13 protein-coding genes and 2 rRNA genes are annotated in these 20,019 nt (G+C 56.2%); 3 read left to right on the top strand and 12 right to left on the bottom strand.

What is annotated here, in order from left to right:
- Positions 1-135: 135 nt before the first annotated feature.
- The 7 genes from hmsP to bcsR all read right to left on the bottom strand — a co-directional run bounded on the left by hmsP (position 136) and on the right by bcsR (position 12,834).
- On the bottom strand, positions 136-2,142 hold the full coding sequence (gene hmsP / locus AB8846_RS16360; protein ID WP_370733184.1) for a biofilm formation regulator HmsP: 2,007 nt from the start codon (positions 2,140-2,142) through the stop codon (positions 136-138).
- A 119-nt stretch (positions 2,143-2,261) separates the two neighbouring features.
- On the bottom strand, positions 2,262-5,744 hold the full coding sequence (gene bcsC, locus AB8846_RS16355) for a cellulose synthase complex outer membrane protein BcsC (RefSeq protein ID WP_370733183.1): 3,483 nt from the start codon (positions 5,742-5,744) through the stop codon (positions 2,262-2,264).
- Complete coding sequence (gene bcsZ / locus AB8846_RS16350; RefSeq protein ID WP_370733232.1) at positions 5,726-6,832, bottom strand: cellulose synthase complex periplasmic endoglucanase BcsZ; 1,107 nt, start codon at positions 6,830-6,832, stop codon at positions 5,726-5,728. The genes bcsC and bcsZ overlap by 19 nt, the downstream gene beginning before the upstream one ends.
- A gap of 6 nt (positions 6,833-6,838) precedes the next feature.
- Complete coding sequence (gene bcsB, locus AB8846_RS16345) at positions 6,839-9,259, bottom strand: cellulose biosynthesis cyclic di-GMP-binding regulatory protein BcsB (RefSeq protein ID WP_063145657.1); 2,421 nt, start codon at positions 9,257-9,259, stop codon at positions 6,839-6,841.
- Positions 9,260-9,269: 10 nt separating this feature from the next.
- Positions 9,270-11,885, bottom strand: coding sequence for a UDP-forming cellulose synthase catalytic subunit (gene bcsA, locus AB8846_RS16340; RefSeq protein ID WP_331411048.1), 2,616 nt, complete (start codon positions 11,883-11,885; stop codon positions 9,270-9,272).
- Entirely contained in the window at positions 11,882-12,634 is a 753-nt protein-coding gene (gene bcsQ / locus AB8846_RS16335) for a cellulose biosynthesis protein BcsQ (protein WP_063145658.1), read from the bottom strand. Before bcsQ ends, bcsA begins: the two co-directional genes overlap by 4 nt.
- A gap of 11 nt (positions 12,635-12,645) precedes the next feature.
- Entirely contained in the window at positions 12,646-12,834 is a 189-nt protein-coding gene (bcsR, locus tag AB8846_RS16330; RefSeq protein ID WP_008503237.1) for a cellulose biosynthesis protein BcsR, read from the bottom strand.
- 174 nt (positions 12,835-13,008) lie between these two features.
- Here bcsR and bcsE point away from each other — a divergent pair, with 174 nt between their 5' ends.
- The 3 genes from bcsE to bcsG are packed head-to-tail and all read left to right on the top strand — an operon-like array spanning position 13,009 to position 16,434.
- Complete coding sequence (gene bcsE, locus AB8846_RS16325; RefSeq protein ID WP_370733182.1) at positions 13,009-14,571, top strand: cellulose biosynthesis c-di-GMP-binding protein BcsE; 1,563 nt, start codon at positions 13,009-13,011, stop codon at positions 14,569-14,571.
- The gene (gene bcsF / locus AB8846_RS16320) at positions 14,565-14,762 is read left to right on the top strand and encodes a cellulose biosynthesis protein BcsF (RefSeq protein WP_024908822.1); all 198 of its coding nucleotides are present in this window, start codon (positions 14,565-14,567) and stop codon (positions 14,760-14,762) included. The genes bcsE and bcsF overlap by 7 nt, the downstream gene beginning before the upstream one ends.
- Positions 14,755-16,434, top strand: a complete 1,680-nt coding sequence (bcsG, locus tag AB8846_RS16315; protein ID WP_370733181.1) for a cellulose biosynthesis protein BcsG — start codon at positions 14,755-14,757, stop codon at positions 16,432-16,434. The genes bcsF and bcsG overlap by 8 nt, the downstream gene beginning before the upstream one ends.
- Positions 16,435-16,488: 54 nt before the next feature.
- Here bcsG and AB8846_RS16310 read toward each other — a convergent pair whose 3' ends face one another.
- The 5 genes from AB8846_RS16310 to AB8846_RS16290 all read right to left on the bottom strand — a co-directional run.
- Positions 16,489-17,481 carry a glycosyl hydrolase family 8 gene (locus AB8846_RS16310; RefSeq protein ID WP_370733180.1) on the bottom strand — a complete coding sequence of 331 codons (993 nt, stop codon included), beginning with the start codon at positions 17,479-17,481 and terminating at the stop codon, positions 16,489-16,491.
- Between the two features lie 16 nt (positions 17,482-17,497).
- Positions 17,498-18,460, bottom strand: coding sequence for a bifunctional biotin--[acetyl-CoA-carboxylase] ligase/biotin operon repressor BirA (gene birA / locus AB8846_RS16305; protein WP_063145662.1), 963 nt, complete (start codon positions 18,458-18,460; stop codon positions 17,498-17,500).
- Positions 18,457-19,485, bottom strand: a complete 1,029-nt coding sequence (murB, locus tag AB8846_RS16300; protein WP_370733179.1) for a UDP-N-acetylmuramate dehydrogenase — start codon at positions 19,483-19,485, stop codon at positions 18,457-18,459. Before murB ends, birA begins: the two co-directional genes overlap by 4 nt.
- Positions 19,486-19,609: 124 nt before the next feature.
- Positions 19,610-19,725, bottom strand: a 5S ribosomal RNA gene (gene rrf / locus AB8846_RS16295).
- Between the two features lie 72 nt (positions 19,726-19,797).
- Positions 19,798-20,019, bottom strand: a 23S ribosomal RNA gene (locus AB8846_RS16290); the annotation flags it as partial.

The following is a 20,019-nucleotide window of genomic DNA, read 5'->3' as shown; positions in this document are numbered from 1 at the left end:
ACAGGCTTTGTAAGGTTATGGTTAACCTGCGGCTTTAAAATAACACCCACATAACAGGACAGAAATAAACTCAGTTCAAATTTGAAACACAAATGTTAAGAACTTTGAGCTGGCTCGCACAAGCCAGCAACAAAATTACACTTTTGCGTGGTTGTCAGCGCCGGAAAGGTATCGTTGTTCAAAGACATCCGAAGGAACAGCAGGCGCAAAAAGGAAGCCTTGTCCGCTCTCCACGCCCGCCTCTGCCAGCCAGACGCGCTGTGCTTCGGTTTCAATCCCTTCGGCAATAAGATGCAGGTTGAGACTGCGCGCCATCTGGATAATCGCCTGCACCATGCTGCTGTCGCCCGGCAGACCGTCGACGAACGCTTTGTCAATTTTGAGCACATCCACCGGAAGGGTTTTCATGTGCTGAAGCTGGCGCAGCCCGGCGTACCCCATACCAAAATCGTCCAGCGCAATGCGAATGCCGGCGTTACGCAGCGGCTTAAGAATGGTGACTGCCTCATTAGGGTCGTCAATGCGTCGGCTCTCCGTTACTTCCAGGGTTAACGTATCAGGCTTTATTCGGTAACGATGGATCAGCTCCAGCATCTCTGAAACCATGGTCGGGTGCATAAGCTGCAGGGCAGACAAATTGACCGACAGCGGCAGCGTCACGCCGCGCTCCTGCCAGGCCGCAAGCTGACGGCAGGACTCCTCGAGCACCCAGTAGCCGACGGTAACCATCAGGCCGCAGGACTCAATGCGCTCAATCAGCCCTTCCGGCAGCTCCCACGAACCATCCGGCTGCTGCAGGCGCAGCAGCGCCTCGGCGCTTTTCACTTCTCCCGTCAGCAAATTCACCTGCGGCTGTAGCCAAAGGGCAAACTGGCGGTTATCCAGCGCGGTCAGGATGTCGCTTTCTTCCGTCAGGCGCTGCTGGGCCTTTTCCATCTGCTCCGGGTCGAAGAACTGGATCTGATTTTTCCCTTTGCGCCGGGCGGTAAACGCCGCCGAGAACGCGCGATGATAAAGCTGTTCCGCCGTTAAATCGCCATAGTACATCGCGATACCGATACTGGCGCTCGGGCGAAGCTGAATACCCTGAATGGGCAACCGCTCATTAATGACAGTGAGTACTTGCTGACCTAATGTGATCGCATGCCAGGGCTCTTTTACGCCATTGGCAATCACCACCAGGTCGTAGCCGCTAACCTGGGTCAGCACCATGCGCGGGGCAAGGACAGACTTCACTTTTTCCACCAGGGTCAGCAGCAGCATTTCGCGCTGGCTCTCCTTGAGCACGCCAGCCGTGTCCTGCAGGGTTTCACAGGCGATTGCCATCAGCGCCGTGGTTTGCTGACGGGCAACGGTCTGCTCCAGCATCGCCATCAGGAAGGCTTTATTGGGAAGCTCCGACACCGGGAAGCGCGTGGCGCTGCTGTTTAACTCATCCTGCTGACGCTGGATGCGCTGCTGGTTGAGGTTGTAGCTACGCACCAGCATACCTATCTCATCGTCATGATGCAGACGCGGCAGCTCAAGCTGATGTCCCAGCTGATCCTGCGGCGCAAGCGTATTCAGCTCGCGGGCGATACGGCGCAGCGGATGAACAATCAACCTGTTAATGCACCAGGTGAGCGCTACGCTGAGGATCAGCGTCATAAGTAAGCAAGTGGTCACTAACGTAACCACCCAGCTCATGACGAATTTATACATGCGGTAGGGGTCCGCCTGTAATACCAGGTAGGCCAACGGCTGCGGATTCGCAGGGCGCTCGAGTGAATAAACGGGCAGCGAAATTTGCACCGGCAGTTCAAACAGGCGCATCACCATCATCGGGACGGGACGTTCCGGGATAAAGCTCATCCGCAGCGCCTGAAACTGGTTGGGCAAGACGACGTCGGCGCGGCTAACGACGCCGGCAGGCTGAATGCGTTTTAAAATGGTTTCCGCTTCGGGAATATCCCCTTTCAGGATAGAGGCAGAAAGCGGGCCGCGCACCGAGCGGGCGATACTTTCTAACTGCGAAGCCGTGTTATAGCGATTCTGCTGTACGGCATGAAACAGCAAAATTACGCAGAAGAGCAGTACAAACAGCATGGTGACGCCAGAGACCATCGCCATCTGTTTGATTGTTAAGGAACGGCTGACACGCAAAATGACTCTCCACAAAACTCGAAGCGCAGGGCGCGCCAGGGTATAAACCTGGCGCGCCTGAGTATACCCGATTGCCGCGCTATTAAGAGAGACTTACAAATGGATTAAGGAAAATCCGATTACCAGTCTGCGTACGGGATGAGCGGCTGCGGCGGTAAGTCCATATCGCCCTGCCAGCCTGCAGCAGAGTAACGCACATAGATCAGCGCATGGCTTGGGGTATAGTCTTTCGCTTCCTGAATATCCACGCCCATGCCCACAAACCAGTTGGACGTGACGCGGCGCTCGATAATGGCCCGCGCGGTATAACCCGTGCCTGAGGAGCTGCTGCCGGTTTCCATCGCGCCCCGGTCAGTATAGCGGCCTGGCTCATCGGTCGGGATCAGACTCTGGATCGGGTAGCGCAGCTCGTCTTTGGTTTTGGAGTGAGACCAGGACACCGAGCCACCCAGCTCCCAGGACCAGTTCTCCGTGCGTTTACGCCAGGTCACCGGCAGTGCGAAGGAGACATACTCTTGCGGGCTGTAGTAGCCGCCCTGACCCAGGGTATAACCGCTCAGGTCTTTGTCGTAGTGCCAGAGCATATTGGAGACGCCGACCGTCAGGCGCTCATTGTTTTTATTAATGAGCTTGTAGTAGTAACCCGTCATCCAGCGGACGCGCCAGTTATCTTCCACATTTTTACCCGTCAGCGTTTCCGCGTTCAGGCTGGACCAGACGCCGTTCGCTTCCCCTTTGTCATAGCTCACGCTTACGCCGCCACCGGTGGCACGTACGCCGCCCCAGGTGGTGCCGGTGTTGGTATCTTTTTGTCCGGCAAAGGCCAGCAGAGAGCTGGAGATTGGACGTCGATGGGCGTTAACGGTATAGCCAACAGGCCCCAGGTCGCTGCTGTAGCTGATGCCGCCCACCACGTCGACGACGTCAAAGCCCATTGGCGTGGTGCCAATATCCATCGCCCAGGTTTTATTCTGCCAGCCGACGGCAACGCTTGCGCCATTGTCGGACTGATGGGTGTTGCCGCTACACGGCGTCGCAGAACAGGTACCCCAGCTCGGATCGTACTTCCCGTCCTTCGTCGCAAACGAGCCGGCATCCATATTGACCAGATCGCTTCTGAAGAACATGCGTCCGTCAGAGAGCGGGGCATCCACCTGCAGCATGGTGGTATGCGCTTTCAGGTCGGAATAGCCGCCCGTGCCGCTGGAGCCCCAGTAGTCGTGCTGCAGCGTGACGTTAACATCCTGCTGACGGTACAAGTCACCGGCATCACTGCGCACGCCGCGCTTCAGCCAGTCGTCCTTTTCATCGTTACGCGTCAGACGGGTGAAACTGTCGTTGTCGGCCGGACGGGTCGTCGTGACGCCGGACGACACCATCGCATCTTTATAGGTTTCCAGCGCCTGCTGAGGCTGCCCGTTTTGCGCCTGGAAACGCGCGGCATCACGTAATACCAGCGCGTTTTCCATGGAGCCGGGCTGCGATTTAGCCTGCGGAATGATTTTGTTGAAGGTCTGTTCTGCGGCAGCGGAATCGCCCAGGCCTGCCTGCGCCATCGCGATCCGGCGCTGCATGTTGAGCGACTGCGGCTGGCCGTTTTGCGCGGCGGGCAGTTTTGCCAGCTCTGCGCGCGCGGCATCTTTGTTACCCTGCGCGCTATAAATCTCGGTCAGGCCGAGGATCGCGTCTTCGTTCTGCGGTTCACGCTGCAGAACGGCGCTGTACGTCGTTTTCGCCGACGCCAGATCGCCACGCTGCTGCGCCCAGTCCGCCAGCGTCAGGTCGATGCGGGTGGAGGTCGGCTGCTGACGCAGAAGGTTTTCCGCCTCCTGCTCTTTGCCGCTGTCGCGCAGGCGGTTGGCGGTTTCCAGCACCTGGTTGCTTTGCAGGCGGTCGGCAAGCTCCTGAATATTGCCGTTCCACTGGCCGCGCGGCAGCGTGTCCAGATGCGCCAGCGCGGCGCGGTCCTGATCGTTTCCGGAAAGATAGAGCCCGTTGGCGTACACCTGATCCGGGTCGGACGGTTTCTGGCTGGCAAGCTGACGCATCAGGGTATCCGCCTGGCTACGCTGACCCGCGCTGTAGAGATCGCGCGAGAGACGATAGGTTATCCACACGTCGCCGGGAGAGAGCGCCAGACGACGACGCTGAATTTCTGCCGCCTGAGCGTATTTCCCCTGATTTTCCAGCTGTTCTGCCTGAGCAGAAAGCTGCTCGTTGGTCAGACTGCGTTCAATATCATCAATGCTCCGGCGCTGGCTGGCGGAGAGAGACTGGATAAACTGCGAGGCCTTCTCCGGGGACTGCGCGCGGTAAATATTGGCGAGGCCGCGGACCGCATTGCTGTTGCCGCTGTCCATACGCAGCGCCTGGCGATAATAACGTTCCGCCGCGTCGTTATCTTTACGCGCCGCGGCGGCATCGCCCAGCCCCAGCACGGCATAACTGTCGGTATTGTCGATACTGCGTGCCTGTTGATAGTAACGCTCCGCCTGCGCCGGATTATTCGCCTTCAGCGCCGCATCGCCCTGCTGGATCAGCAGCCAGTAACGGTTAACCTTGAGCAAACTGTCCCATTTACCCCGGTTATCGCTCTGGGGATCGAGGGCAATCGCCTTTTCAAACTGCGCCACCGCGCGGGCGCGGTCGCCTTTCTGGGAATAAGCCTGACCAAGGGCGCCCACCGCTTCACTGTCGGCATGGTTGGCGCTGACGGCTTTTTGTAGCTCAGCCACCGCCTTACTCCCCTGCCCGGCATCCACCGCCGCCAGCCCTTCCGCTTTCGCGCGGAACGCCGGATCGGCGAGCTGTTTTTGCTGCGCTTCAAGCTGGGCACGCGCCGCCGCGACGCTATCTCCGTCGCTGAATACGCTCAGGTATTTTTGCAGCGCGCTGACGCTGGCGCTGCTGGCAGGCTGGCCTTTGATTTGGTCATACCACATATCAGACGCCTGGTTACGGCCATTGGTAGATTTGGCCATCTCCTGCAACACCGCAAAGCCTTCATCACGGCGTCCGCTCTGAAACAAAAGCTGGGACAGCGTCGCCTGCAGCTGGGTATTTCCGGGGCTGCTGGTATTTATTTTCTTGAGCTGGTTAATGGCCGCATTCCGGCGAGCAGGGTCTTTCGCGACCACATTCCAGTATTCCGTCGCCACGTCGCCGCCCGGCGGGTTGCCGTCAAACAGCTTGTCATAGGCGGCAATCGCCTCCTGCGTGTGTCCCGTGGTGGCGAGCAATCGCGCCTGCTGGAGCTGCTGGCGGCCATCCGGCGTGGAAAGCAGCATCGTGTTGCGAGATGACTGGTATGCACTTGAGCCCGGCGCGATCCCTTTCAGACGATCCAGCTCTTTTTGCGCGCCGGCGTTATCGCCCTGGCGCAGCAGGTAGCGAAAGCGTGCGGCAATGACGTCAGGGTTGTTCGGGTCAATCAGCTCAAGACGGTAGAGCGACTGACGAACCAAATCCTCACGCTGTGTCGATTCGCCCAGCCGCACCTGCTCCAGAAGCTGTTTCTGCTGCGGAGAGTTGACGGCCTGGGCCCACGGCATAAGCGCCAGGCCAAGCGATAAAGTGAGTAAATTTACTGTGAACTTGCGCATTCCTGGCCCCAATCCGGTATTAATTCACCTTGAGCGGTGAAGCGAAAACGATGCTGATCCCATCCTTGCCCAAAGAGAGTCAGCACGTAGCTGTAATAGGCATTGTTATCGGGAAAATGGTCCGCAACGCGCTGGCGCTGAACCGCCTGGGCATCACGTTGTTGTAAAAACGGCAGCATGGCGGCAGAAAATCCGACCGGGCCATTCCCGGTGCGTTTACCCGTCGCCACATCCACTTTCTCCGGCGGCACACCCCGTTTCATTGTCTTTGCCGCCATCGGCTGGAAGCGCGTCAGCAGCCGGGCTTTCTGAGGATCTTTATCACTCATCATTCCCACCCAGAGATAAACGCGGATGGCGTCGTAGCCGCCCACCAGCGACTTATCCTGCTGTAACCGCCAGCCTCTGTTTTTCTGATACTGCACCCAGTCCGGCGAAAAACCTTTCGGCGCACTCTCCAGCAGCAGGTGCAGATTGGTTTCACGAAGCTGGGTCCACGGGGTACCAAAACGCGTGAAATAACTCGCTAACTGCGGAGGAAGATAGCTGGGGTTAAAGCGCCAGACGTGTTCATCGGCAAAACCGACTTTACCGGGAAGCAGCATTGCGCCGAGCCCGGGCACTTTCACCACTTCCTCGCTGGCAATGCGTTTCAGCAGTGCCTTGCCCGTGCGGGTATAGTCCGGATGTTTCCACAACCGACCCGCTTCGAGCAGTGACCATGCGATCCAGACATCGGCGTCAGAGGCGGAGTTGGTATCAATCACCGCCCACGTCTCTTTATCTTTCTGACCCCATAGCCAGGCTGGCAGATGGTCGTTGAGATTGCCGCTGGCAAGATTATCTCGCGTCCAGGTCAGCACCAGGTCAAACGCGTTGCGATCGTTCGCCGACAGGGCAAAGAACAAGGCGTAGCTTTGCCCTTCCGACGTCGTAATTTTGCGCGTGTCGCTGGGATCAACGACACGCCCGCCCTCGCTGATGTAATCCTTTTTAAACTGCTCCCAGGCAGGCCATGTACAGGCGGCGCGAAGAGGAAGCACCGCCAGCATCAACGCTGCTAATACACACCAGCGAAAGGCTTTCATCACATCTTACTCATCCGGGTTCAGACGACGACGGCTGATGATACGCAGCAGACGCCACAGCACCCATGCCAGCAAGACCACGCTGACCGCAGCCAGGATGGCGAGCAGAACCGGATGGTTAGCCAGCGCATACCACAGGCGTTCGAACCACGGCAGATGGCCTACGTAATACACATCACCCACGCGCAGGCTATTGACGCCGGACTCACGGATCACCGACACGGAACCAAACATCGCGGCACGTTTACCGCTGTCGTTCATGGCGGTATTGAGCAGCTCATACCCGCGCGGGCTGTCCGCCAGGAGAGCCACCACGCTACGCTGGTCGTTGTAAGGTGACTGGAAGCCCACCACCGCAGCCATTGCCCCCTGAGACGTTACCGTCGTCTGCGCGCTGGCCTGACGATCGTTCTCATCCGGCATAATGCTCGGGAACTCGGTCTGGCGCAGCGGCGTGTTAACCCAGGACTGGGCCGCTTTCACCAGCAGATCGATACGTTTGTCATCCTTCAGCTTGTCCGGAATAGTACCGATCACCAGAATGTCAGCGTCTTTGTTCTGAATCTGGCTGCCATCGTCCGTCAACGTGACGTTAATCGCCGGTAATCCCGTCTGTCCCCCAACGGTCGCCATGGTGTCCAGAAGAGTCGTGACCTGCCCTTCACTTGGCGCTTTTGGCATCACCACAATGGAGTCAGAGAGATCGGCCATGCGGCTGAACGGGAAGCCCGCGTTAGCAAAGGCGCGCAGATCCGGCATCGCCAGGAAGTGATAGTACTTCGAGAAGTCGATGGTCGACTCATCGCCAATCACAACGTGGTTCTGTACGGGCTGGAAGGTGATGCAGTTTTCCGCCGAGCCGCCAGGCATTGGGTTCATGTACTGGAAGTCAAAGCGCAGCTGGTTTATCGCACCCAGCTTCAGTGCCGGGATAGAGACATCCGTTTTACCGTCCAGCAGACCCTGCAATACCGGCAGGCGAAGCATCAGGCGGTTAGTATCCTGCGTGCTTTGCAGGCTGAACGATTGCAGGAACTGGTTGTTCAGGCTGATATCCATGCGCGAGCTGTCTTTGGTCGCTGGCGCGGTATAACGGTAGTTCAGATTGATATCAATGCCGTTGGTACGCAGCAGGTACAAATCCGGCGGCAGATTCATTGACAGGCTAATCGGCGCAGGCTCAAGCCCCGTCGCCTGCAGCTGTTCTTCATAGGTTTTCAGCTCGCCAAATGTCACCGCCCGGTCGGTACGCACCCAGTTTGGCGCATCATAAGGTTTACGCGCCAGCAGCGGTTTGACCTCATCCACCACCACGCTGTTACCGCGGAAAAGGACGTTGCCCTGGGCAATCGCTTTTGCTGCCTGCACCAGATCTTTATCGTCGCGGCCAAAGACCACCAGCAGCTTCACGTACGGGTTTTCCGGGTGGCTTATCATCTCAACGGTCGGCGCTTTGACGTCCGGATGATCGCGCAGGAAGGCCGGACGTTTTGCGTTGGTCGCAAACACAATGGCATTTCTGTCCGGCAGCTTGTCATACATCGCCGGGAAGCTCTGTCCACGCCAGCCGGCACGTGAACCAAACCAGGACGCCACAATGGTGGCCGCCAGCTGCTCGGTCACGTCCGGGGAAGATGCAAACACCATCGGCAGCGTGAGCGGACGGTTATCACGCGGATCAAAGAACGGAACCGGGAATGCCGAGAGATCGTTTTTCAGCGCCAGCGACTGGTAGGTCATCTGCAGCGAGGAGTTACGGCCGACGTCCATCCACAGCGTGTTGCTGGACGGGTTTTCGCAGACATCGCGGTAGTGACCGACAAACTCCAGGCGGATGCGGTTAAAGTCGGTGATGAACAGCGGGTTGATCGGCACCTGAGCTTGGGTTTTCTTGCCCAGCTGCTCTTTCGTGACCGGCAGAACGTCCATCAGCTCGTCATTCAGGTAGACCTTCAGCTGAGACTGTGTCGGCAGCAGAGACGGTGACGGGGTGTATTCAAGGTTCAGCACCGCATTAGAGACGACCTCATCGCTGCGCATGCCAAACTCAATGCCGCCGTTAGGGTTGATGCCGCGCAGCACCATACTGCCCGGAGGCGGTGCGATTTGCGCAAAGGTCAGCTTCACGTCCCGTGACGGCGCATTGTCCGCGACGACGGGCGCATTCGCCCCCCGGACGCCCGGCATCACCTGCCCGATGACCTGGCCGTCTGCCGGCAGGGTGTTCCCCTCCGTTGGCTGGTTCGGCACGATATTTTCTGTTTGACCAGGTGCCGCGGTGACAACCGGATCGGTTGCTTGCGCGACGACAGGTACCGTTGGCGCAGGCGTTGCCGCTGCGTTACCAGGAGCTGCGTTAGCCATTGTTGCGGGGATAACATTCATCCCCATTGCCACTGCACATAACCAGGAAAGTTTTGTTTTCATCGCGTTATCATCATTGTTGAGCCATAACCGGGTCCGCCTGCTTCGCCTCATCCCGCTCAGGACGACGAGGAATGAACGACACGACCCAGGAAACCAGCGAAGTAAGTGACCGGAAAATTAATTTCACCGACGACGGGGCAAATTCTGCAAGGTGACGATAGCCACGGAACCCCAGCTTCAGAATATCCAGCAGGCTTTCCAGTGGTTTATCTTCCGGGAAGCTGTCCTGCCAGAGAGCCCACGTATCCGCGCGGGCAAACGTACACTGCACAAAATCGATATGTTGCTTTTTGGTCAACGGCATCAGCTGCAAACCGACTTCATTGCCCGCCACGCGAACCACCTGCGTCGGGAAGACATACTCCTGCTGACCGCGCTTAAGCAGCAGGTTAACTTTCTGCCCTTCCAGCACCTTCGCCTGACCGTTGATTTTGATCCCCAGACCACCGTCAGAGAAGTCGTGCACGGTACAGGAGAAGAGGTGACCATCTTCACGGGCGATCGCCGCAGGCATGCAGATTTCCACGCGATGCGCACGACGAACCTGTTTGCTCTCCACCGACACCGCTACCGCGCCGCCGAGGATAATCAGGTTGTAGAAGACCCAGGCCATACTCACGAAGACGGTCAGGATTTCGTTTTCCGGGCCGTAGTAGTAGCGCCAGATACCGGCGATGACGCCCACGATATTCAGCAGTACCAGGAAGATATACGGACGGGAGATCACCCAGTCGACGTACTCCTCTTCCACCAGGCCGCCCTTCGCGGTGACGTTGAATTTACCTTTGTGCGGGTTAATCAGCGCCACCATCGTCGGCGGCGCGATGTACCAGGCCAGCACCGTTTCGTAGATTTCACTCCAGAAAGAATGGCGGTATTTACCCTGTATCTTCGAGTTCGTGAGGCTCGCATGGATCATGTGCGGCAGAACAAACAGCGCAATCATCAGCGCCGGGGCGTAAATGATATAAGCATGAAGGAGCAGGAACGCCAGCGGCGCGGTCAGGAAGATCAGCCGCGGAATACCGGATAAGAAGTGGAACATGGCGTTGACGTAGCAAAGACGCTGCGCCAGCTTGAGTCCTTTCCCTATCAGTGGGTTATCGAGACGGAAAATCTGCACCATCCCGCGCGCCCAGCGAATACGCTGGCCAATGTGCGCCGACAGTGACTCCGTTGCCAGACCGGCAGCCTGCGGAATACGCATATAGGCTGAGGTATAGCCGCGACGGTGCAGGCGCAGAGAGGTGTGCGCATCTTCAGTCACCGTTTCGACGGCGATACCGCCAATTTCATCCAGCGGTTTACGGCGGATAACCGCACAAGAGCCGCAGAAGAAGGTGGCATCCCACATGTCGTTTCCGTCCTGCACCAGGCCATAGAATAGCGTGCCTTCGTTCGGGGTTTTACGGAAACGGCCAAGGTTACGTTCAAACGGATCCGGCGAGAAGAAGTGGTGCGGCGTCTGCATCATCGCCAGCTCTTTCTCCTTCAGGAACCAGCCCATGGTCATCTGCAGGAACGAGCGCGTCGGCACGTGGTCACAGTCAAAGATTGAGACAAACTCCCCTGTGGCATACTTCAACGCGTTGTTGATGTTCCCGGCTTTCGCATGTTCGTGAGTCGGACGGGCGATGTACTCGACGCCAACCTCCTCTGCGAACTGGCGGAACGCCGGACGGTTGCCGTCATCCAGGATCCAGACCTTGAGCTTGTCTTTCGGCCAGTCGATGCCCAACGCCGCATAAATGGTGTTTTTCACCACGCTCAGATCTTCGTTGTAGGTCGGTACAAAGAGATCGACAGACGGCCACTGCGCGGTGTCTTTAGGCAGCGGAACCGGCTGACGGTTGAGCGGCCAAATGACCTGGAAATAGCCCAGCACCAGCACGATCCAGGCGTAGGTTTCTGCAAACAGCAGTACCAGGCCGCACACCAGGCTGACCGGGTCGTCCCAGTTCAGGGTTGAGGTATAACGCCACCAGATGTATCGACAGGAGACGGTTAACGACAACACAATCAGCATCAGCGCCGAGAAGCGGCCCGGAATACGGCGGACCAGCAGCGCCACGCCCCACAGCAGGATCAGGAAGGTGAACTGCGCCAGAGGGTTGAAAGGTTGCGTAATACAGACCAGCGCCAGAATGAGCGAGAACACCACGATCACGCCGAGGATAAAACGCCGCAGGCCCGGGTGGAGATGCCCGAGCTCTTTGTGGTTATCCAGGTGGCTGGTCTTATCGCTTACGCTGTTGGGCAGTTTATCCAGCCACTGGTGGTAGCGTTCGCGTAACTGTTGCACGCGGGAGAAACTGCGCCAGTGCGGCGTTATTGTCTCTGAGCGGGATGACGTGACCGCCAGCCAGATGGCCTGAATGAGATAACGCGCCGGATCCAAAGGACGCGGCCGGTCGGGATTAATGTGCGGATAGAGCTCACTGTGCCGTGCGCGTATGCGCTGCCAGCGCGGGTGTTCGAGTGGAATAAACATCCAGGCCAGAATCATCCAGAAACAGCCGAGCGCGGCGCTAAATGCCGAAGCACCGTGCCGGCGGAAATGCCGGTAGCGTTCGCTCAAACGCGAACTGACCGGCGGGATGAGTAACCAGCTGGCGAGACGACTCATACAGAACTCCCTGCCTGCTCCGCACCGTTGGCGAAGTTCAGCAGACACCAGTTAGCCAGCGTCAGGATCTCTTCTGCCGCCAGTGAATCGCTGCGGTATTCGCCGAGCGGTTGCTTAGACGCAAGGCATTCCGCCATTCCCTCATCGCGATGGATGACAATGGGAAGCAGACGGCGCTGGCTTTGCAGCCACACCTGATACAGATCGTCCTGGATCTGGCTGCCAATGCGCAAATCGTTAATCAGGATATGGCCATTTTGAGGTAGCCCCTGCTGATGCAGGCGGATATGGCAGTTCGCATCGACGTTGACGATCGAGAGCACATGATCGCACTGCGCGATGAGCTGTCGGGTCAGCGTGCCGGCACCGTGCGGCAGATCCAGCAGGATCCATTTATAGTGTCCCTTTTCTTTCAGGGTTTGCAGCGCCAGCGTGAATTGCGAAAACAGGCGCTGATACGCGGCTTCATTCTCGCGTTCCGTGGTGGTCAGTTGACCAAATGGCAGCAGATCGAGCTGGGAGGTATAGCGCATCCCTGCATCCTGCCAGTCTTTATCATCAAGCAGCGCGCGGGCCCAGCCCTCTTCGCGTGAAAAGTCGACATTAAACGACATACGCAACAAATTATCGGCGCAGGCGTCAATAACCAGCACCGATTCACCTAAAAGCTGTAATGACCACGCCAGCGCCGCGGTAACTGATGTGGTACCCACACCGCCACGGACACCCTGTAATCCGAGTATGGCCATCAATGGCTCCCTTATTGTTGATGGGCGAATTCAGCTAATAACGGCCAGCGTTTAATAGCCGCAGCCAACTGTTCCCGCTGGGAAATATCGGTGTAATCTATTTCAGGTAAAGAAAAGGCCTGCGTCAGCGCCAGAAAATCGTTTTGGAATGTGTAACCCAGGGTCGAATCGACTGGGGTTCCGGGTTCATTATTATCCATTCTTTTTCCATCCCTTTGCGTAGAATCGCCAGATCAGAAGTAGCGAGGCATCCTGCCCTATGAAATTTCATTTACATGCTAAATCTGATGTTCTTTAATTTCAATGTTAGGTTTATTTCTACGCTTTCGCTAGTAAACTGAGATACAGATAAATTAGACGAAAAGAGGGACACCGTGGACTCCATATTTTCTATTGGCATCCAGTCATTATGGGACGAATTGAGCCACATGCCAGTCGGAGGAGTCTGGTGGATTAATACGGACCGTAATGAAGATGCTATCAGTCTGGTAAACCAGACAATTGCCGCTCAGGATAAGGATTCCCGCGTGGCCGTCATTAGCATGGGCGAAGAACCCCGGAAAATTATCTCGCTTGAAAGTGGTCGCGGCCCCCAGACGGTGCGATTATTTTCCATGACATCGGAAGCCGATAGTCTATACTTTTTGTCCCGCGACGTTCAGTGCTCTATTGATCCGGATCACTATTTAGTGATTCTTAAATGTGCAAATAACGTCCTGCAAAATATGCCTGCTGAAAAACTGCTGGCATGGCTGGAAAAAATCAATAAATGGGCAAAATTTCAAAATTGCACGCTATTGATAGTCAATCCCGGCAGTAATAATGACAAGCTGTTTTCACTTTTAATGGGCGAATATCGCTCCCTGTTCGGTCTGGCAAGCATTCGTGACCAGGCGGGCAGCTATCTCTACGATATTGCCTTCTGGTGTAATGAAAAAGGCGTGAGCGCCAGGCAGCAGCTTACGCTGAAACATATCGAGGGCGAGTGGCACCTGGCGCAGCAGGAAGAAACCGTGGTGCAGCCGCGCAGTGATGAAAAACGCATCCTGAGCCATATCGCGGTTTTAGAGGGAGCACCTGCCCTGTCGGAAAACTGGTCACTGTTTGAATCAAACGAAGCCCTTTTCCATGAAGCCCGCACAACCCAGGCGGCAACCCTAATTTTCTCGCTGATGCAGAATAACCAGATTGAGACGCTGGCAAGGCAAATCCACACCTTACGCCGCCAGCGCGGCAGTGCGTTAAAAATCATCGTGCGCGAAAATAATACCAGCCTGCGCGCCACCGATGAGCGCCTGCTTCTGGGCTGCGGCGCCAATATGATTATTCCATGGAATGCGCCGTTGTCACGCTGTCTGACGCTTATCGAAAGCGTTCAGGGCCAGCAGTTTAGCCGCCATGTACCGGAAGATATTTCCACGCTGCTTTCCATGACGCAGCCGATGAAGCTGCGTGGATACCAAAAATGGGATACCTTCTGCGACGCCGTCGGCAACATGATGAGCAACACGCTTCTTCCTGCTGACGGAAAAGGGGTCATGGTCGCCCTGCGTCCCGTACCGGGTATTCGCGTCGAACAGGCTCTCACCTTATGTCGCCCGAACCGTACGGGGGACATTATGACCATTGGCGACAATCGCCTGGTGCTGTTTTTGTCCTTCTGCCGGGTAAACGATCTCGATACGGCGCTTAACCACATCTTCCCCCTGCCTACCGGGGATATTTTCTCTAACCGTATGATTTGGTTCGAAGATAATACTATCGGCGCGGAGCTGGTGCAGATGCGTGCGCTCCAGCCTGAACAATGGGTTAAGCCGCTCGCTATTAAGAGCGATGCCAAACCGATCCTCAATGCCAGACACGATGGACACGTCTGGCGTCGGGTTCCGGAACCCCTTCGCTTATTAACAGACAACGCGGAGAACGCATCATCATGAATATCAGCGATATCATTCAACTGGTTATATTCTGTGCGCTGATCTTTTTCCCGCTTGGCTACTATGCGCGCCATTCCATACGCCGTATCCGCGATACGGCCAGAGTGCTGTTTATAAAACCTCGCTACGTAAAACCAGCCGGAACACTGACACGGGCATCACACGTCAAGGCAGACCGAAAACATGACTAACTCTACCTATACCGCTTCGTCACCCTCGCCGCTCTGGCAATACTGGCGCGGCCTTTCCGGCTGGAACTTCTACTTTCTGGTGAAGTTTGGTCTGCTGTGGGCAGGCTATCTGAATTTCCATCCCCTTCTCAACCTCGTGTTTATGGCCTTCCTGCTGATGCCGCTGCCGAATATCAGGCTGCACCGCTTACGTCACTGGGTGGCCATCCCTGTCGGGTTTGCGCTGTTCTGGCATGATACCTGGCTACCGGGGCCGGACAGCATTATGAGCCAGGGGTCGCAGGTGGCGGGCTTTAGCGCCAGCTATGTCCTCGATCTGACCGAGCGCTTTATTAACTGGCAGATGATTGGCGCGGTATTTGTACTGCTGGTTGCCTGGCTGTTCCTGTCACAGTGGATCCGCGTCACGGTGTTTGTCGTCGCGATTATGATCTGGCTTAACGTGCTGACGCTGGCTGGGCCAAACTTTTCGCTGTGGCCTGCCGGTCAACCGACCACCACGGTGACCACCACAGGGGGAAGCGCAGCGGCAACCGTCACCACAGCAGGCGATACGCCTGTGGTGGGTGATATCCCAACCCAGACCGCACCGCCGACCTCGACCAACCTGAACGCCTGGCTCTCCAGTTTCTATACCGCAGAAGACAAGCGACAGACTAAATTCCCGGATGCGCTGCCGGCGGATGCTCAACCGTTTGAACTGCTGGTGATCAACATCTGCTCTCTCTCCTGGGCCGATGTGGACGCCGCCGGTTTAATGTCTCATCCGCTGTGGTCACATTTCGACATTCAGTTTAAAGATTTCAACTCTGCCACCTCGTACAGCGGCCCGGCTGCGATCCGCCTGCTGCGTGCAAGCTGCGGTCAGACATCGCATAAAAACCTGTATCAACCCGCCGGCAACCAGTGTTATCTGTTCGATAACCTTTCAAAACTGGGCTTTACGCAGCATCTGATGCTGGGGCATAACGGCCAGTTCGGTAACTTCCTGAAAGAGGTGCGCGAAGAGGGTGGCATGCAGGCACCGCTGATGGACCAAACCGGTCTTCCTGTCTCTCTGCTGGGCTTCGACGGTTCACCCGTTTATGACGATACTGCCGTCCTGCAACGCTGGCTGCAGACCATCGAAAAAGACAGTAATCCACGCAGCGCGACGTTCTTTAATACCCTGCCGCTCCACGACGGTAACCATTTCCCGGGCGTGAGCAAAACGGCAGATTATAAAGTGCGAGCGCAGAAATTCTTCGACGAGCTGGATGCGTTCTTCACGGAGCTGGAAAAATCAGGCCGTAAAGTGATGGTGGTTGTGGTGCCTGAGCACGGTGGTGCGCTGAAAGGTGACAGAATGCAGGTGTCAGGCCTGCGTGATATCCCAAGCCCGTCCATCACCAACGTGCCTGCAGGCATTAAATTCTTTGGTATGAAGGCGCCGCATCAGGGCGCACCGATTGAGATTACGCAGCCAACCAGCTATCTGGCGATCTCAGAACTGGTTGCCCGCGCCGTTGACGGGAAGCTGTTCGTGGAAGATAGCGTGAACTGGGATCAGCTCACCAGCAAACTGCCGCAAACGGCGGAAGTCTCAGAGAACGCCAACGCGGTCGTCATTCAATATCAAAACAAACCATACGTTCGCCTGAACGGCGGGGATTGGGTACCGTATCCGCAGTAACTGATTTACCCCTCACCCTCTCCCCATCGGGGAGAGGGGATAGTCAGTGCGTTATTATTGCGCTGAAATCCACACCAGCATTTTCAGACTTGCCGAATAGTAGTCGTCTTTAGAGGTGATTTCGGGTTCTCCGGAAGGCTGTCCCACCGTTAAATCACGCACGGCCAACAGGCCGCCTTCCATCATGTAGGGCGCATATTCGTTGGTCGTGACGTTAACCCAGGCGGGAGTTTGTTCCCGGGGGAACTGACCGAACCAGGCCTTCCACGGCGTCAGCAGCGGGCTTTGCTTATCAGACCAGGCAAGGTACAGCGGAATACGAATCGCGTCATAGCTCATTCGCGGCGGCCAGCCTTTAGCAGGAGCCAGCTTGCCGCCAGATGCCAGTGAAACCCAGTCAGTGGGCAGATTCGCTTTGCCAGAGCCCATTTTCCCCAGCAGACGTTTCCCGTCCTTAATCAAATCGCGCCAGACCGGCAAATGACTGCGCCCGGCGAAGGCCAGCCAGGCCGGAAACACGAAATAGGAAGGATTCAGGACCACTTCACCCTCAAGCTTAAATCCCTGGACGCCGGGCAGCATCACGCGGTAGCCCGCATAGCGGATCACGCTGTGGTCAATCAGTGCTTTTGTAATTGCATCCGATGCGGCGCCGTAGCGCTTGTCGTGCCAGCGGGCGTCGGCTTTGAGCAACGCCCAGGCAATCAGCACATCACCGTCTGCAGCGTTGTTTTTGTCGGCGACCGGGTTGGATTCTGAGGGGTTATAGCGCCAGTAGAAGAGACCATTCTCTTTGTTCTTCAGCTGACTGTCTGTCCATTGCCAGAGCTTATCGAACGTGGCTTTATCGTCGTTGGCCACCGCCATCAGCATGGCAAAACCCTGACCTTCCGTATGCGACACGCCGCCATTGCCGGTATCGACAATGCGGCCTTCCGGTTTGAAAAAGCGGGCCTTGTAACTCTCCCAGGCCCGATCCGCATGAGAGAGAGGCGAGAACAGCAGACTCATCATGACGGCCAGCGTCGCGCAGACGGGTTTTCGCATAATTAACTCAATCCGGTTATTCGGCACTTCGCAGTGAAATCTCACCGCCCATCCAGGGTTTGATCGCGCCATCCTGCTCCAGGAGCAGCGCGCCCTGTGCGTCAATACCGCGGGAAGTTCCGTAGATCTCTTTATCACCAATCAGCAATTTCACCGGGCGGTTGATGAAGTTATCCAGCTTTTCCCAACGCGACAGGAACGGTGCCAGCCCTTCCTGTTCAAAAAGCGTGAGTGAGCTACGCAACTCTTTAATCATACGTACGGAAAGGGTGTTACGATCGATAACGATCCCCGCCTCCTGGAGGTTAGTCCAGGCCTGATTCACCACATCATTTTGTACATTGCGCATCACCATATTGAGGCCTGCGCCAATGACGATCTGTGCCGCATCGCCCGTTTTTCCCGTCAGTTCGACAAGAATACCCGCAAGTTTACGATCGTTGAGGTAGAGGTCATTAGGCCATTTAACGCGTACCTTATCCGCTCCCAGATCGTGCAGCACTTCCGCCATAACGATGCCGATGACCAGACTCAGGCCAATGGCAGCGGCCGGACCCTGATCGAGTCGCCAGTACATGGAAAGATAGAGGTTGGCGCCAAATGGCGAAAACCATTTGCGGCCGCGACGGCCACGACCGGCCTGTTGATATTCAGCAACGCAGGCATCGCCGGATTTCAGTTCAGGCAGACGATCCAGAAGATACTGGTTCGTCGAATCAATCACCGGCAGCACCGCAACATTGCCGTGTCCAATCTGGCTGCGGATCGTTTCTTCATTCAGCAATTGAATAGGCTCCGGCAGGCTGTAGCCTTTTCCGGGGACCGTGAACACATCAACACCCCAGTCGCGCAGCGTCTGAATATGCTTGTTAATGCCGGCACGGCTCATGCCAAGCTGCTCACCCAGCTGCTCGCCAGAATGAAACTCACCGTCAGCAAGGATGCTAATCAGGGTTAAGGGGATGGTATTGTCTTTCACGCGATGGCCTCCACGGCATTGACTTCACCTGTGCGGCCAATGAAGCGAACTTCTGGCTCCAGCCAGACGTTAAACTTTTCGCCCACACGCTGACGAACATAATGAGCCAGCTGTACAACATCATCGCTGGTCGCATCGCGTTGATTAATCAGTACCAGGGCCTGCTGTTGGTGAACGGCGGCACCGCCTACTGAAGTGCCTTTTAGCTGGCATTGATCGATGAGCCACCCCGCGGCCAGCTTCACGCTGCCATCCGCCTGAGGGTAATGTGGCGCTGCTGGCCATCCTTCAAGGAAGGCTTTTGCATTTTCGCTGCTGATAACCGGGTTTTTGAAGAAGCTTCCAGCGTTTCCGTTTACTTTTGGATCGGGAAGTTTGGTCATCCGCATATGGCAAACCGAGTCAAAAACGTCACGGGCGGTTACGGTAGCCGGATCGAGACGCGTTAAATCTCCGTAGGTCAACACCGGCTGCCAGCTCTTCGACAGTCGCAGACCCACGGCAACGATCACGTAGCGGTCCTGATATTCATGTTTGAAGATACTGTCACGATAGCCAAATCGGCACTGTTCTGCCGTTAAACGCTTAGCCGTTCCGGTTGCCAGTTCGATGCAGTCGACATATTCACAGACATGTTTCAGTTCGATGCCGTAGGCGCCGATGTTTTGAATAGGTGACGATCCGGCGCAGCCTGGAATAAGCGCAAGGTTTTCCAGACCCGGCATCCCTTTTTCGAGGGTAAATTGCACCAGATGATGCCAGTTTTCTCCGGCACCCACGTGCACAAGCCAGCTATCGGCACGCTCTTCCACATCAATTCCCATGATGCGGTTAACGATCACCGTTCCCGCAAAATCATCGAGAAACAGGACATTACTTCCTTCGCCCAGAATCAGTACGGGTTCGTTATTTTCTGTCGCGTTTTGCCATGCATCCAGCAGCTGCTGTGCAGTATCGGCACGTACAATTTGATTAGCATTGCGTTGAATGCCAAAGGTATTCCAGGGCTTAAGGGAGTGGTTCATAGACGCTATCCTGATGCAAAAACGCAGGTAGTTTACCGTATAAGCAGGGTATTGGGGGATTAGTTTGTGCGCCGTATAAACGCAAAAAGGCCATCCTTCCGGATGGCCTCTCTACTTATTTGATGCCTGGCAGTTCCCTACTCTCACATGGGGAGACCCCACACTACCATCGGCGCTACGGCGTTTCACTTCTGAGTTCGGCATGGGGTCAGGTGGGACCACCGCGCTAAAGCCGCCAGGCAAATTCTGTTAAATCTGTATCAAAGCTGAAATTGATTGTCTGTCTCTTCGCCGAAACAGCTTCGGCGTTGTAAGGTTAAGCCTCACGGTTCATTAGTATCGGTTAGCTCAACGCATCGCTGCGCTTACACACCCGACCTATCAACGTCGTAGTCTTCAACGTTCCTTCAGGACTCTCAAGGAGTCAGGGAGAACTCATCTCGGGGCAAGTTTCGTGCTTAGATGCTTTCAGCACTTATCTTTTCCGCATTTAGCTACCGGGCAATGCCATTGGCATGACAACCCGAACACCAG

This window comes from Enterobacter sp. KB-221C9, assembly GCF_041320715.1.
Lineage (GTDB): Bacteria > Pseudomonadota > Gammaproteobacteria > Enterobacterales > Enterobacteriaceae > Enterobacter > Enterobacter asburiae_D.
Note: the sequence above shows the minus strand (reverse complement) of the source record. Positions and strands in the feature narration are given on the sequence as shown.

Bases quoted from the DNA above. Each gene is read 5' to 3' on its own strand.
- bcsB (WP_063145657.1), bottom strand. From the start codon at position 9,259: ATGAAAACAAAACTTTCCTGGTTATGTGCAGTGGCAATGGGGATGAAT.
- bcsC (WP_370733183.1), bottom strand. From the start codon at position 5,744: ATGCGCAAGTTCACAGTAAATTTACTCACTTTATCGCTTGGCCTGGCG.
- bcsG (WP_370733181.1), top strand. From the start codon at position 14,755: ATGACTAACTCTACCTATACCGCTTCGTCACCCTCGCCGCTCTGGCAA.
- bcsZ (WP_370733232.1), bottom strand. From the start codon at position 6,832: ATGAAAGCCTTTCGCTGGTGTGTATTAGCAGCGTTGATGCTGGCGGTG.
- bcsQ (WP_063145658.1), bottom strand. From the start codon at position 12,634: ATGGCCATACTCGGATTACAGGGTGTCCGTGGCGGTGTGGGTACCACA.
- murB (WP_370733179.1), bottom strand. From the start codon at position 19,485: ATGAACCACTCCCTTAAGCCCTGGAATACCTTTGGCATTCAACGCAAT.
- bcsA (WP_331411048.1), bottom strand. From the start codon at position 11,885: ATGAGTCGTCTCGCCAGCTGGTTACTCATCCCGCCGGTCAGTTCGCGT.
- AB8846_RS16310 (WP_370733180.1), bottom strand. From the start codon at position 17,481: ATGCGAAAACCCGTCTGCGCGACGCTGGCCGTCATGATGAGTCTGCTG.
- bcsR (WP_008503237.1), bottom strand. From the start codon at position 12,834: ATGGATAATAATGAACCCGGAACCCCAGTCGATTCGACCCTGGGTTAC.